Source organism: Sphingobium psychrophilum, from assembly GCF_012927105.1.
Taxonomy (GTDB): domain Bacteria; phylum Pseudomonadota; class Alphaproteobacteria; order Sphingomonadales; family Sphingomonadaceae; genus Sphingobium; species Sphingobium psychrophilum.
Map to the genome: position 1 here is coordinate 1 of NZ_JABBFV010000042.1, position 14,180 is coordinate 14,180.

A 14,180-nucleotide genomic window follows, 5' to 3' on the forward strand; every position below is an offset into this window, starting at 1 on the left:
ATGCTCGTGCTGGAGCTGGCACGCTGCGAATACATCCTGCGGCGGGAAAATATCATCGCGCTGGGCAATAGCGGCACCGGCAAGACACATGTAGCGCTCGCGCTGGGACTGGCGGCTTGCCAGGTCGAGCAGTTCCTCATCGGGATTTCCATCCCCTATTTCGCGGAAATAGCTCGCCGCCTTGTTCACCTCGTCGGCATAGCGTAATGTTTCCATTACCATACCCCGGCCGCAGGCCTTGATGCTAACGACATATTCCCGGCCACGCATTGCAAGTTGGCCAAGGCCTACCTTACGACTACGCCGCAATGCTTCGCGCAAGACTATGAAGGCTTCTTCGGCGAGATCGTCGGCAGGCACGACATAATAGGGTTTTTCAAAATAGATCATATCGATGTCGTGAGCATCTACGAACTGGGTCAGTTCCAGTGTCTTTTTGCTCTCGAGCTTGACACCTTCAATTTCGTCCTCGTCGAGAAGCACATATTCGCCTTTGGTATATTCGAAGCCCTTGACGATGTCTTCGAGATCTACCGGCCCGATGCCGGGCACGACTTTCTCATATTTGATCCGCTTGCCCGACGGCTCATGGATCTGGTTAAAAGCAATCGTTGCACCGCTTTTGGTCGCTGCATATATTTCGACCGGTATAGAGACAAGCGCCAGCCGGATCTGTCCTTTCCAATAGGGTCGTGCCGCCATCATCGCCTCCTGTAAGTTCTGGCATCAACCCTCGACAAGTATGGCCGTTCCGCCCAGCATGCGCTTCCGCCAATAGTTGACGGGCGGGTACTCCCCATATTGTCTTCATAGGGATCCGAGACACTCGATCATGAAAAAATAAAACGCCTTAGGCCAGCATTCCCGCTTGGCAACATCCTGCCCAGACAGACGCTGGATGGTGCGCGCTCGACCAAGCTATTTTTCCTGTGCCGAACCGGGCTCCGCCATCTTGCGATGTTGCTCTGCCAGAACTGCAGCCGGCGTAACATGCGCAACGGCTGCCTGCAGCTTGTTCTTCCATCCCGACACGATATGCGCCTCACCCTTCATCAGCGCATCCCAGCCATCGCGCGCCACATCGGCCGGATCACTTTTGCTCTCTGAAGCGCCGACACTGGTGTCGAGCATGTCTGCACGGTCGAAAAATTCCGTCTCGACTGGCCCTGGCATAAGGGTCGTGACGGTGACGCCCTTATTGTCCTTGATCTCGTTACGGATCGCGTCGGCGAAGCTGTCGATGAACGCCTTGCTGCCATTATAGACGGCCTGGAAGCTGCCCGGAATGAAGCCTGCGATCGATCCGGTGATCAGCACTTTGCCTTGGTCACGCGCAACCATCGCCTTCAGGATATTTTGCAGCAGATACAGCGTGCCGGTAATGTTCGTGTCCACCACCCGCCGCCAGTCGCTCACATCCTGGTCGAGAAAAGCGTGACCCAGGCCGCGCCCGGCATTGGCGCATAGCAGATCGACCTGCCGACCGTTTGTAGCGGCGAGGAGCGCGTCCACGCCTTGCAGCGTCGACAAATCCGCCTCTACCGAGATAACCTCGACGCCATGCTGCTTGAAATCCTGCGCGGCGGCGTCGATCAACGGTTCGTCGGCCACGACCAGTAAGTCATAGCCATTTTCCGCAGCGATCGAGGCAAGTTCGAAGCCGATGCCGGTGGAGGCGCCGGTGACGATCGCGAATTTATTAGCCATGCCTATCTCTCCTATTGCGCAGCGACGGCAAAACCGGGCTTCAGCACGATCTTCGTCACTTCATTCTGATTGTCGTGGAACATCTTGTAGCCCTTGGGCGCGTCTTCCAGGCTCATGCGATGCGAGATCAGGAAGGTGGTATCGATCTTGCCCTCCACGATCGCATGGAGCAGCGCGGGCATATAATGCTGCACGCTCGTCTGGCCGGTCTTGAGGGTCAGACCCTTCTCCATGAACGCGCCCAACGGAAACTTGTCCACGAAGCCGCCATAGACGGCTGGCATCGACACGCGTCCACCCTTGCGACAGGCATGGATCGCCTGCCGGATCGAATGGGTGCGATCGGTCCCAAGGAACAGCGACGCCTTGATCTGATCGATCACATTGTCGACAAAGAAGCCATGGGCTTCCAGGCCCACGGCGTCGATCACCGCGTCAGGCCCAATGCCCCCGGTCATTTCCATCAGCGCTTCGTAGGTTTTGGATTGCTCGAAATTGATCGTCTCCGCCCCGAATTTTTTCGCCAGTTCCAGCCGATGCGGAAAATGGTCGATCGCGATGACGCGATGCGCGCCCATCAGGAAAGCGGATTGGACCGCAAACAGTCCGACCGGCCCGCAACCCCACACCGCCACCGTGTCGCCTGGTTCGATGTCCGCATTCTCTGCCGCCTGCCAGCCGGTCGGCAGGATATCGGATAGGAACAGCACTTCGTCATCTTCGAGCCCGTCGGGGACGACTATCGGACCCACATCGCTGAACGGGACGCGGACATATTCAGCTTGGCCGCCTGCATAGCCGCCGGTCAGATGGCTGTAGCCAAACAGCCCGGACATGGGCTGGCCGTACATTTCCTGGCCGATATCCTGATTGTCGGCCGGGTTGCCATTGTCGCAGGCGGAATATTGATGCTTGCCGCAATGATAGCAGCTGCCACAGGCGATGGTGAACGGCACCACGACCCGCTGTCCCTTTTGCAAGGTAGATTTAGGACCGGTTTCGACTACCTCGCCCATGAACTCATGCCCAAGGATGTCGCCCGCCTGCATGGTCGGGATATAGCCGTCATACAGATGCAGGTCGGACCCGCAGATCGCCGTCGACGTAATCTTGATGATCGCATCGCGCGGGTTGAGGATTTCGGGATCATCGACCGTGTCGACGCGGACGTCGTGCTTGTCGTGCCATGTGAGCGCGCGCATCAGGCTTTCTCCTCGTCACGTTGCTTTTGGGTCCAGGCCGCTGTCGCGATCTCGCCCGTTTCCATCAATTGTTTGAAACGACGCAGGTCGCGCCGTGCCTGGATGGCGGGTTCGCGCTGGAACAGTTTCGCGATCACCTTGCCCACCACACCTGCGGGCGGATCATAGGCGATAGTCGCCGTAACGATGGTGCCACGCGCGCCAGCGTCGCGAAACTCGATGCGGCCGCTGTTTGGGACATCGGCGTTTTCGGCAGAGGTCCAGGCGATCAACTCGCCAGCCTTCTCCTCCGTAATGATCGCATCCCATTCCACGGTGCGTCCGGCCGGAGCCTTTACGACCCAATGTGACGTAGTGTTTGACAGGATGTCGACCTGTTCGACATTATCCATGAAGGAGGGCAAATTGGAAAAATCGCGCCAATAGGCGAAGAGTTCGTCGCGAGGGCGGTTGATCGTGACCGAGCGCCCGATCAGGTCGTCGCCCCTAGACTGGGACACCGCCGCGATTCCGCTCGCGCGTTCTTCATTCAATTTGGATGTCGTTGATGGGGCATCGTCTGTCGCGATCGTCATGGGCATTCTCCAGCCATTCAAATCCAGCCATTCTAATGATGTCCGCACGGAGCAATCTAATCGTTCGGAGCCTGTCTCTGGTATGAGCGGACAACGCCTGGACGTCGGATGGGTCCAATATTCTATTGAAAAATCTTGCTGATCGACATCAGTTTGGTTGGGCTGGGCAGGCTTTGCGGCCGTCCGCGCAAGTGCGATCATGGTGAGCGACTTCCGTCACAAACCATCGAAAATGATCCACCCCAAAGCCCCTCACTCTCGCCCAAGCTCCGCCTTCATTTCATCGATCTGCCGCGACGCATCTGCTTTAGTCAGGTCGCCGGTCGGCAGTTCCACACCCGCTTCTTCGCAAAGAGTCGCCAGATAGGACGCCTGTGCGCCGGTAATGGGTTCATTGCCGGACACCCAATTGGCTGGATCTTTTTCTGCGTTCGACGCGGAGTGCTCGTTGAGTTTGGGATTATGAAGATGGTCGGTCATGATAGCCTCACCGTTCTTGATATGTTCCATTATAACTGTCCGTGCGGCACGTGGTTCCTGCAATAAAGGTAGAAGAAGACATGCAACCGATCGCTCGATCGGCGCTTCATACAAAGGCGGGGCGTCACCTCCGACCCCTGTGTTGCGGAAGGATCAGGATCATGCCTGGAAACGAAAATGGTCTCGACCCTGAACAGGGTCAAACGGATGAACTGCCCCGTCGCGGGCCTGCTGGCGACGTTCGACCCAATGGCGATGATCCCGATCCCCGCACAGGCGGGGGCAAGTCGCAGGAGGATGTCGAGGATCGCCCCTCTGTCGGCACGGTAAAACCGGAAGATTATCCAGTGGCCGATCGCGCCGATTCCAAGCCCTGAAGAAAGGATCACCATGAGCACGACATTGACAGGCACATTTGATAGCAGGGACCAGGCGGACATGGCCGTGGAACGGCTGGTCCAGGAAATCGGCATCGAACGAACGGATATTTTCGTGGCGGCATCCGGACCGGACAACAGCGCCGGCAACCGGACCGGAGGCGCAGACAGCGAGACGGTCGATCAGGACGAAAGGGATGATGCTCCTCTTGCTGGCGGTATCATGGTTTCGATCGATTTGCAGGATGATGCAAAGGTCGAAGTCGTCACGGCCGCTTTGGAAGAATTTGGGGCGCAACTATGATCGGTATGTTGGAGGCGCGATATAGGCCGAATGCCAGATATTTCGTGTGAAGGCGCTGCTAGTCCATAGCCCCAATGCGGGAACGAAGCCCGAGCCGATCCGGTCGCTCATTGGTCAATTGGAAGAGGCTGGCTTCGCCATCCGCTATTGCGAACATAGCCGGGACGATATTCGATCCGGAATGAGCGGCATGGAAATGGCGATCGCCGCGGGCGGCGATGGGACCGTAGCTTCGGTCGCCACCGAGATACCTGATCGGTCTGTACCCATTGCAATCCTGCCGATGGGCGGGTCAAATAATGTCGCTAGGGCGCTGGGCATTCGGCAATCGGTCGAAGCCGTCATTGCTGGTCTCGACAATGCGCACGAAAAGAAGCTGACCGTCGGCAGCGTCACCGGACCGTTCGGGCACAAAGGCTTTCTGGAAGCGGTAGGTCTTGGCGCGCTCAATCAATCCATCGAACTTGTGGATGAATCGCCCGACACCCCCGAAGAAAAGCGCGAAAACGGCCGTGCGGCTTTTCGCGAGACGCTGCGCACGGCCGCGCCGATAGCATGCGCTGTCGATATTGATGGACGCCGTTTCGACGGGTCGTGGCTGCTTGTCGAAATTCTCAATATCGGCGCGATCGGCCCTCGGCTCCCGTTTGCGCCAAGGGCGGACACGCAGGATAGGCTGCTCGACATCCTGCTGGTTGGCGAGGCCGATCGCGACGCCATGGTCGGGTGGGCCGAACATTTCTCCGGCCCGCCACCGGCCCGATTGGAAACCGGCTGCGTCGTCACGCTTCAGGCCAGCGGGCTGTGCCCCCGGATCGATGATCGCCCGGTCGACATGCCCGACAACGCATGGACGGTCGAAATACGGCTGGACGACGAGCCGGTGACGATATTGGTGCCTGGCGGCATGACGGGAAACGACGATGACAACTGCTGAGCCAAGACCCACGCGGGACTTACTTGCCCGCATGGAAGCTGTGGCAGTGGAACTGGCCGCCATTGGCGGCCGGGAGATCATGGCTACGCTGGGCAGTCTTATGGCCGTGCAATATAAGGGCAATGACAATGCCATTGCTTTGATGCGCGATCCGGTAAGCGAGGTCGACAGCCGCGTCGAAGCTATGATCCGTAGCCACCTGGCAGATCATTTCCCCGACCATGGCATCATTGGGGAAGAGATGGCCATCCAGCCGGGACGCGACAGCGATTTCGTCTGGGCGGTCGATCCGATCGATGGGACAAGCAACTTCATCAACGGCTTCCCGCTATTCGCGTCATCCGTTGGCGTCCTCTACCGAGGCGTTCCAGTCGTGGGTGCCTTATGGTGCAGCACCAGTCATCTCTTGACGCCGGGCGTCTATCATAGCGGCGGCGGCGTGGGTTTGCGGTTTGAGGGAGAACAGGTCTCACGCATGCCGAACCCCGCCGTTCGCAAACGGCTTGCAGGTGATCCGCATGGTCAGTCTGGTATCGGGCCGTGGGATGGGCGCAAGACAGGATCGGCCGCAATCGAATGTGCGTTCGTGGCGGCAGGCCTTCTACAAGTTGCCAGGTTCGCAACGCCCAACATCTGGGATGTCGCGGGGGGGATAGCCCTTGCGCGCGCATCGGGCGCTTCGGTGTTTCAGGAGGAAGATGGAAATTGGGCGCCATTTGCCAGCTTTGGCGTCCAATTAACGCAGATGGCGCAATGGCGGCATCCATTGATCCTTGGGACGCCTGAGGATGCCGCCCGCATGACCGACATCCAGCGCTGACGCACAAGATCGAAGCCGCCGGATATAGCGACCCGTCAATGTGCGTAGATCATTTTTCGAGTCATGCCGCCATCGACGGTGATTTGCTGGCCCGTAATGAAGCCCGCACCCTCGGACGCCAGAAACAGGACGGTGGCCGCAATGTCGGACGGTTCGCCAACCCGGCAGACCGGATGCTGATCCCGATCGATCGCGCGATGCTCCACCGCTTCGCGCACCTGTGCTTTGGCCCAAGGGCGGGTTTCTATCCAGCCGGGCAAGACTGCGTTGACGCGGATGTCGGGGCCAAGGCTGATCGCCAGGGCATGGGTCAGGGCGCAGAGCGCACCCTTGGCCGCAGCATAGGCTTCCGTATCGGGTTCCGACTGGATCGCACGGGTCGATGCCATGATGACGATTGCCCCTTTACGTTGGCGCAGGAGCGGCACAGCGGCGCGCACCATCAGAAAAGCGCCGGTCACGTGGCTGTCCTGCCACGCCTGCCATGTCTTGAGCGCCAGTTTTTCGATCGGACCACTGACCGGGTTAGCAAGGCCCGCATTGGATACGAGCAGATCGATGCCCTCGACCTCTTCCGCCGCCTTGTTCCAGGCTTTAATCTTGTCGAACGCTTCTTCGACGTCGCGCTCGCTGGCGACGTTTGCCCGGATCGCCATAAGCTTGTCGGTCGGCATTTCGTCTGAAAGGTCGCGAACCGCTGCGGCATCCTGGTCCAACACCGCCACTCTCCAGCCCTGCGTTAACAGGGCCTGTGTGATGCCTTTGCCGATGCCCTGAGCACCCCCTGTAACGACCGCTATCTTCATGTGGCGCACGCCCTCTTGGTGGCACGACAATCTCAGTGCCGCAGATCAGATTGATCGACGCAATGTCGGGGCGTTAGTTCCGCTAAGCGCCAATGCTTTCGAGCAGGTCGGTCACCCGTGCGAGCCGATCAGCCTCATCGGTCTGCGCCTTTAAAAGCCAGCGGCCGTCTTTTTCTAACAGCCCTGCACATTTGCTCATGTCGCGACCCGTTTCGCGCGGCGTCAGTGCGATCGCGGCCGGGCCTGCATCGACGCGTGCAATCCCGGCCGCCCGCGCGAGAATAGCAATTCTGTTGGCATCGATGAGACGTTCGGCAGCGGGGGGCAGCGGACCAAATCTATCCGCCAGTTCCTCCTCCAGAGCGCTGAGGCCAGCCTCATCGACAAGCCGCGAAAGCCTGACATAGAGGCCCAGGCGGATGTCGGGGTCGGGTATCCAATCCGATGGCAAGCCGCCCGCGCTGCCCAGATTGAGTTCAGGCGTCCACAGTCCGGCGTCCTCCCCCCGCGCCACTTTCAAAGCCGCTTCGAACAGATGTTGATAGAGGTCGATCCCGATCAGCTTCATATGCCCGGCCTGCGTGTCGGCCATAGGATCGCCAGCGCCCCGTTGATCGAGATCGGCTGCGCTGATCGCAAAGCCCGCACCCAGCCGATCGTAGGTCGCCAGCGTGCGCAGCCGCTTCATGGTGCGTTCGGCAATCTCTCCCGCTTCGGTCAGCAAAATGACCTGACCCCGGCGATTGCCGCGGCCCACCCGTCCGCGCAACTGATGAAGCTGGGCGAGGCCAAAGCGGTCTGCGCGCCAGACGATCATCGTGTTGGCGCGCGGCACGTCCAGTCCTGCCTCGATGATATTGGTCGCCAGCAGAACATCGCCTTCGCCACCGCCAAAGCGGACCATGGCATCGTCGATCGCGGCCACCGGCATCTTGCCATGCGCTTCGATCAGCGCGAGGTCCGGCACGATCCGCGCCAGTCGTTCGGCCAGCGGCGCGAGATCCTCGATACGGGGCACGACGACAAAGCTCTGTCCGCCCCGCGACCGCTCACGCAAAAGCGCCGTCCTGATCATCGCATCGTCGGGGCTGGGAAGGCTCGTCCGGATCGGCTGGCGACGGGCAGGCGGCGTCGCGATCACCGACATCTGTTGCAGGCCGATCATCGCGCGGTGCAATGTCCGGGGGATGGGCGTCGCGCTCATCGCCAGCAGGTGAAGGTCGGTGCGTCCCCGCAGCCTTGTCTTGTCAGCCGCGCCGAAGCGCTGCTCTTCGTCGATGATGACGAGCCCCAATTGGGCATAGCGTATATCCTTCGCCATCACCGCAGCCGTGCCGATGACGATGCCGATGGATCCGCCGGCCAGGCCGGCCTTCGCCGCCTTCTTCTCCGCCGCACTCGAAAGGCGCGACAGGCCAGCGACGACCACGCCAGTATCGGCAAAGCGGCGTCGGAACGTCTCGATATGTTGCCGAACGAGAACCGTCGTGGGCGCGGCCAAAATGACTTGATAGCCTGCAAGGGCGGCAAGCGCGGCGGCACGCAGGGCGACCTCCGTCTTGCCATAGCCGACATCGCCGATAACCAGGCGATCCATCGGCCGTCCGCTGGCCAGGTCGTCCCGTACTGCCTGGATCGCTCGCGCCTGATCCGCCGTTTCGTTGAAAGGGAAGCTGGCCACGAATCGTTCATAAGCGGCGCTATCAGGTTCTATAACGGCGGCTTTGACCTTGGCCCTTTCCCGCGCCAATCGAAGAAGATCGCGCGCGCTTTGGGCCACCGCTTCGTCAATCGCCCCGCGCCGCTTTTCCCAGGTCGATCCGTCCAGCTTGTCGAGCCGCACCGCATCGCCATCGGCGCCATAACGCCATAACAGGCCGGCCTCCTGGCAGGGAACGAGCCGCCGGGCGCTATTGGCATATTCAAGCGCAATCAGTTCTGCGTCGCCATCGCCGGTAGCTGCCTCAAGGCCCAGCACGCGCGCGACGCCATGATCCTCATGCACGACCAGATCGCCCGCACGGATGTCACCGCCCGCCGGGGCAAGCCCGGCGGCAACGCTGTCCTGCGCTGGTCTTATTAGCGCCCGGCTACCCAGAAGATCGGCGGCCGCAATCATCAAAAGCTTCGTGCCAACGGCGCCCCGGTCGATCGACCCAACCAGCGCACCAATCGCTCCCGGCGAAAGTGCATCGACAGCCGCGATCGCTTCGATGGTTTCGACCTTAGTCTTGAACGTCTTGGCGATCTTAGGCCGGAGAAAACGGACATCTCGCTCGCTGCCGACCAGCAGCAGACGCTTACCATCCTGCACATGCGGTGCCGCAAAGCGCTTCAGCGCCGATAGGGGTGATCGCTGCTCCGCAAAGCGGGGTATGGGCGATACGGCGAAATCCGCCGGATCGCCTGAACGCCAGGCGGCAAGATCCTTTGTCCATAGTGACTGGGAAGCGGCATCGATCCCCGAACTGCCGGCGGCTTGGGTGGCCAGGCGAATGAAACGCGCGCGACGCTGCTCGGCCTTTGCAGAAACGTAAAGCAGCCCCGGCCGCAGATGGGCGAGAATGGTGACCTTCCGCTCATGCTCCGGTTCGGCCGCGCGGCCGATCTCCAGCACCTCGCACGACGCCTGCGTGCGCTGCATGATCTGATCATAGCGGCGGATGGCGACGACGCGACCGTCGGCGACATCGATCCGGGCCGGCAGCCCGGCATCTGCCGGAAAAATGTCGATGACCTCCCCCCGGACCGCTACCTCGCCTGGTTCATCGACACGATCGTCGGCGACATAACCAAGCCTCTCCATGTCAGCTGCGAAATCGGTCGGATCGATCGATTCTCCGACGCGCAGGCTGGGCGGCGCGGCGTCGAATGTGGCAGGGTCTGCATAAAGCCGGGCAGCACCTTCGCCGCTCATGATGGTAACAAGAGGACGGCGCTTGGCGTCTTCCGCAAGTCGTCGAAGGTGCCGCAAGGCGGCGACACGTTTCCCGATGTTCGAGGGCGATGCAGGCGCGCTGTCGCCGGGCAAGGTGTCGCTAGACGGCAGGAAGACGACATGATCGTCAGGCGCGAGGGACTTAAGTGCGTCGGCTACCGCTTCGGCGTGCTGCTCGTCATCGGCCAGATAGAGCAGATCGCCCGCGTCCAGCGCGTCGAGCAGCATGAGTGCGGTCTCACCAATTCCCTGGGAAACGCTCATTTGCCCACCAAGGCGCAAAAATCGACCGGGTCAGGCCCGACTGTAAATCGGCTCAAAAGCCTTCTTCGCCCTGATGATCGCCATAGCCGGTCGCGCGCAACGCCGCCCGGTCACGATCGGCGCGTTCACGCGCGGCCTCGATCAATGTACGTTCCTCCTCAGATGGGGGAGCGTCGGATTTCGGTGCGGCTTGCTCGTAAAGACGGCCCGTCTCGCCCGGCGGTTGATCCGCTTCGAGATCCTGACCCTTTCTCTTCTCTTCCATCGACTAGAATTCTCCTGCAGGTGGGCAGCTAACTGCGCGACGATGTTGCGGGTTCCGCCAGCGTCAAAAAGTCTGGCCTAAAAATCAACAATCGGAAGACATGCGATAGGTTGCCGCTCCAAGGATCGAAATGTCCGATTGGTAATCATCTGCTTGGATTAGATCGACACGAGGTCAGCTTCCACGGGCCGCAATCACATAAGGCGATCGCGGCCCGTGGAACTGAAATCTCGTCCATTCGTCCCACGGGGGTGGACAGTCAATTTCAACAACAGCGCAGGGCCGCGCCGAGGCCTTTTCTGCCCGAGTTCGAGCACGCCGTTGCCGATCTCGCGTCGCGCCACGAAGTGAGCGCCGAGGCGGTCAGGATGTTATTTGACGCGATGGTAGCGGGTGGAGGCTCTCAGGCCCAGTTCAACCATCCCGACCTTGGCGGCATGGGCCAGTGGTCGCGCGGCGGCATGTTGATGGTAGGCGACATATTCAATAATGGTCTCAAGGCCAAGGTGGGGGGGCTCGCTCAGGATCTCGCAATGCTGGTGGATCGTGAGACAGGTCTGCATGCCCACGCCGACGGGGCCTCGTCATTTGTTGATGACGCTGGCAGGTGGCCTGCTGAACTTGGCAGGCCGAGTTCCGCAGGTTCCCAGAATGATATGCACTATGCTGTCTTCCCAGACACGCGTCGCCTTGCGATCACTGTTGGCGGTCGCACTACGGTTTACGATACCGCCGATCACCACATTGGCGGATTGAGTCAGCAGCAGGGTGGTGACCAAAGGATGGCGTTCACGAGCCAGCACGGGCCGATCTGTCTCGAAAGCCTTCATATCCTGTCGCACGAGGGTGTTACTGCTCCAGAAGGCAACGATCTAACAAAGGGCGATGACGCTGAAGTCTCAACGTCGCTGCGCGAAGCGGAGCCTGTCGATAAACCCTTGTCCACAGCGCATGCGCCTTCTGCGATAGCTCCAGACGACCATGGCGTGATCTTCGCCAAGCTCGAGGGCCTTGCGGATTTGCATCAGAAGGGCATTTTGAGCGCCGAGGAATATGCGGCCAAGAAGGCTGATCTGCTTGAGCGCCTTTAGATGCCCGGTCTCGGCATGTCGTCTGCACGGCTGCTCGTAATGTTTGCTTTCCCTTCATGGGTGGGGCCTGCAATGCTATGGTTGCGTTGACGTCTGCTGATCGAGACTATGCGCTGGGTCTTGGCCGAGCCTTTGGCGGTGCCATCCTGTTCGGCCTGCCGTTGTTGATGACCATGGAAATGTGGTCGCTTGGCGTCACGACCCATGCCTGGCGGCTGCTCCTGTTTCTGGTGCTCAACTTCTGGGTGCTGGTGGTGCTTTCACGATTTGGCGGGTTCGAGCCGACCAGCAGCCTGAACGACGATCTGCTCGATGCGCTTGCCGCCTACGCGGTCGCCATCGCGGCCGCAGCATGTGTTCTTGCACTATTTGGCCTGATCCGTTTCGACACGCCCTTGAATGAATGGGTGGGCATGATCGCGGTTCAGTCGGTTCCGGCAAGTTTTGGGGCGATGCTTGCGCGCAAGCAACTCAGCACCGGCGACAGCCGGAACGATGAAGATCAGGCAGCGCGGGCCGAGGGCTATGGCGGCCAACTATTTCTGATGCTGGCCGGATCGCTGTTTCTTGCCTTCAACGTCGCGCCCACCGAGGAGGTATCCCTCGTCGGCTTCAAAATGACGCCCTGGCACAGTCTGGCCCTGGTGGCGGCCTCACTCCTGTTGCTCCATATACTTGTCTTCGCGATCGGTCTGTCAGGACAGAAGCAGCGGCCCCATGGCTATGGGATCGGACGTCTATTCCTGGTCTATAGCGTGCCGGGCTATGGCATTGCATTGCTGGTCAGCCTCTATGTGCTGTGGACCTTCGGCAGCACCGATGGCCAGAATCTTGAAGCCTTGGTTGGCAGCACGGTCGTTCTGGGCTTTCCTGCCGCCATCGGCGCGGCGATCGCCCGGCTGGTGATCTAGGACATGGCAAAGGGGGATTCCCGGCGCGGCAAAACGCCCCTGCTTGAATGGTTTGCAGCTGTGACCGGCCTATTACTTATTCTCAGCGTCGTCGCTGTGATCGGCCGGGAGGCGATCCGTGAGCCAGCGGCGGACACGCCTGCCATCGCGATCCAGGTGGGCGCGATTGGCCAGGTAGCCGACGGATTTGTCGTCGCGTTCGAGGCGCTCAACCAAGCGAACGGGACGGCAGTCGCGGTCGAAATCGAGGGCACATTGATGTCCGGCTCATCGCTGGTGGAACGGAGCGTCGCCACGATCGACTATGTCCCGGGCCATGGGCGGACCAGCGGAGGGCTTTTCTTCAGCAAGGATCCGCGCAAGAATAGGCTCATTGTACGCGCGACCGGCTTTCAGGACCCCTGATCTGGCCGGGCCATTTACGCCGTCATATTTCGGTAGATCATGGGACGGCAGGTATGCTCCTGCAGGGCGGTGAGGTAGGTGATACGCCGTCACTGTCACCGTCACCGTCACCGTCACCGTCACTAGCGACGTACTGCGGGATTTGACAATGTTGGCAACGGTAAAAGCGCCCGACGCGCCCAAGGCCTTCATGGAGGACCTTTTAGGGTCCGCCCACGAAGGCCCCGCGATCAATCAGAACTTCGCCTTCCTCTTCGCCATCCCAATAATGCGCACTTTTTGCATGCACTTTGATAAGGACCAGTCCAGGTGTATCCACGCCTTGTTCGAACCAGCGATCAAGATCTCTGGTCCAGTGCTTGGCAAAAGCAGCTTTGTCCCGGATGAGTTCGGCCTGGCCCTCGATCGCGATGAAGAAGGGGCGCATACCCAAAAGACCAGCCTTACCTTGGAAACTCAGCCCTACCTGCGGATTTTGTTCAATATCGGCCACCATCTGCGTGTCTTGTGTCGTGAAAAACCAGCTGTCACCATCATAATCGACGTCGCGATTATTGCTCATCGGCCGGGCACCAATCGTTCCGCCCGGGCTGTGCGTGGATAACATCGTAAAATCGATTTCCCGCATTTTCTCGGCGAGTTGTTTCAAGTTTTTCTTCGACATTTCGGGCTCTCCTGTTTTGCTCGCCCATTGAACGTCTCCCGACTCTAAACGGTCCCAGAGACAAGCTCACGAAATTGGTTTCTCATGTCGCTATTGGACGCCCGGCGCAGGGCTTGCGCGACAATGACCTCCGACGACGCCTACAGCGTCGCCAGCCGTCGATCGGCATGATCGACGCTGGCCGCACTGCCACTGGCCCTTCGGATAGCATAAGGTACCTAGAGGCGACGCCGCCTAGTGAGCACGGAAATTCACCCTGAACGTCTAGGTTGGTTCGAAAACCACTTGATAAAAAGCAAATTAGAAGCCGTTGATCGTGTCCCACAGCGTGGTGTAGGTTCGCTGGGATAGCCACAGCGACTTCCGGCTAAGCCGGATTGATCATGCTGCCATGGCAGGCAACGTGATGATGGGATTATCGCTTAAACCTGAGA

15 protein-coding genes and 2 pseudogenes are annotated in these 14,180 nt (G+C 59.9%); 8 read left to right on the top strand and 9 right to left on the bottom strand.

All coding sequences use genetic code 11. The features are described from left to right. Window positions 1-123, top strand: a pseudogene (locus HHL08_RS24415) (ATP-binding protein); the annotation flags it as partial. On the opposite strand, the pseudogene ku reads toward HHL08_RS24415, so the two are convergent. The 5 genes and pseudogenes from ku to HHL08_RS24440 all read right to left on the bottom strand — a co-directional run. After that, window positions 118-702, bottom strand: a pseudogene (gene ku, locus HHL08_RS24420) (non-homologous end joining protein Ku); the annotation flags it as partial. The pseudogenes HHL08_RS24415 and ku overlap by 6 nt on opposite strands. 216 nt (window positions 703-918) lie before the next feature. Continuing rightward, window positions 919-1,707: an SDR family NAD(P)-dependent oxidoreductase gene (locus HHL08_RS24425; protein ID WP_169575477.1), complete on the bottom strand. Its 789-nt coding sequence runs from the start codon at window positions 1,705-1,707 to the stop codon at window positions 919-921. Between the two features lie 11 nt (window positions 1,708-1,718). After that, complete coding sequence (locus tag HHL08_RS24430; RefSeq protein ID WP_169575478.1) at window positions 1,719-2,909, bottom strand: zinc-dependent alcohol dehydrogenase; 1,191 nt, start codon at window positions 2,907-2,909, stop codon at window positions 1,719-1,721. Next, window positions 2,909-3,484 carry an SRPBCC family protein gene (locus HHL08_RS24435; RefSeq protein WP_169575479.1) on the bottom strand — a complete coding sequence of 192 codons (576 nt, stop codon included), beginning with the start codon at window positions 3,482-3,484 and terminating at the stop codon, window positions 2,909-2,911. Before HHL08_RS24435 ends, HHL08_RS24430 begins: the two co-directional genes overlap by 1 nt. A gap of 252 nt (window positions 3,485-3,736) precedes the next feature. Further along, on the bottom strand, window positions 3,737-3,964 hold the full coding sequence (locus tag HHL08_RS24440) for a DUF3072 domain-containing protein (RefSeq protein WP_169575489.1): 228 nt from the start codon (window positions 3,962-3,964) through the stop codon (window positions 3,737-3,739). A 161-nt stretch (window positions 3,965-4,125) separates the two neighbouring features. On the opposite strand from HHL08_RS24440, the gene HHL08_RS24445 reads away from it, so the two are divergent. From HHL08_RS24445 to HHL08_RS24460, 4 genes are all read left to right on the top strand, one after another. Continuing rightward, complete coding sequence (locus HHL08_RS24445) at window positions 4,126-4,341, top strand: hypothetical protein (protein ID WP_169575480.1); 216 nt, start codon at window positions 4,126-4,128, stop codon at window positions 4,339-4,341. 61 nt (window positions 4,342-4,402) lie between these two features. Further along, window positions 4,403-4,645 carry a hypothetical protein gene (locus HHL08_RS24450; protein ID WP_235955291.1) on the top strand — a complete coding sequence of 81 codons (243 nt, stop codon included), beginning with the start codon at window positions 4,403-4,405 and terminating at the stop codon, window positions 4,643-4,645. Window positions 4,646-4,691: 46 nt separating this feature from the next. Further along, the gene (locus HHL08_RS24455) at window positions 4,692-5,582 is read left to right on the top strand and encodes a diacylglycerol/lipid kinase family protein (RefSeq protein ID WP_169575482.1); all 891 of its coding nucleotides are present in this window, start codon (window positions 4,692-4,694) and stop codon (window positions 5,580-5,582) included. A 31-nt stretch (window positions 5,583-5,613) separates the two neighbouring features. Then, window positions 5,614-6,402 (top strand): inositol monophosphatase family protein, encoded by a 789-nt coding sequence (locus HHL08_RS24460; protein WP_235955292.1) that lies wholly within the window; start codon window positions 5,614-5,616, stop codon window positions 6,400-6,402. Window positions 6,403-6,437: 35 nt separating this feature from the next. Here the strand turns inward: HHL08_RS24460 and HHL08_RS24465 are convergent, their stop codons facing one another. The 3 genes from HHL08_RS24465 to HHL08_RS24475 all read right to left on the bottom strand — a co-directional run bounded on the left by HHL08_RS24465 (window position 6,438) and on the right by HHL08_RS24475 (window position 10,675). After that, entirely contained in the window at window positions 6,438-7,208 is a 771-nt protein-coding gene (locus tag HHL08_RS24465; RefSeq protein ID WP_169575484.1) for an SDR family oxidoreductase, read from the bottom strand. Between the two features lie 82 nt (window positions 7,209-7,290). Continuing rightward, entirely contained in the window at window positions 7,291-10,410 is a 3,120-nt protein-coding gene (locus tag HHL08_RS24470; RefSeq protein ID WP_235955293.1) for a DEAD/DEAH box helicase, read from the bottom strand. Window positions 10,411-10,462: 52 nt separating this feature from the next. Beyond that, window positions 10,463-10,675, bottom strand: coding sequence for a hypothetical protein (locus HHL08_RS24475; RefSeq protein ID WP_169575485.1), 213 nt, complete (start codon window positions 10,673-10,675; stop codon window positions 10,463-10,465). 251 nt (window positions 10,676-10,926) lie between these two features. Between HHL08_RS24475 and HHL08_RS26230 the strand changes: the two genes are divergently transcribed. From HHL08_RS26230 to HHL08_RS24490, 3 genes are all read left to right on the top strand, one after another. After that, window positions 10,927-11,766 (top strand): SHOCT domain-containing protein, encoded by an 840-nt coding sequence (locus tag HHL08_RS26230; protein WP_206378084.1) that lies wholly within the window; start codon window positions 10,927-10,929, stop codon window positions 11,764-11,766. An 86-nt stretch (window positions 11,767-11,852) separates the two neighbouring features. Continuing rightward, entirely contained in the window at window positions 11,853-12,677 is an 825-nt protein-coding gene (locus HHL08_RS24485) for a TIGR02587 family membrane protein (RefSeq protein ID WP_206378085.1), read from the top strand. Between the two features lie 3 nt (window positions 12,678-12,680). Further along, complete coding sequence (locus HHL08_RS24490) at window positions 12,681-13,082, top strand: hypothetical protein (protein ID WP_169575487.1); 402 nt, start codon at window positions 12,681-12,683, stop codon at window positions 13,080-13,082. A 202-nt stretch (window positions 13,083-13,284) separates the two neighbouring features. Here HHL08_RS24490 and HHL08_RS24495 read toward each other — a convergent pair whose 3' ends face one another. Beyond that, complete coding sequence (locus HHL08_RS24495; RefSeq protein ID WP_169575488.1) at window positions 13,285-13,746, bottom strand: pyridoxamine 5'-phosphate oxidase family protein; 462 nt, start codon at window positions 13,744-13,746, stop codon at window positions 13,285-13,287. Window positions 13,747-14,180: the final 434 nt, after the last annotated feature.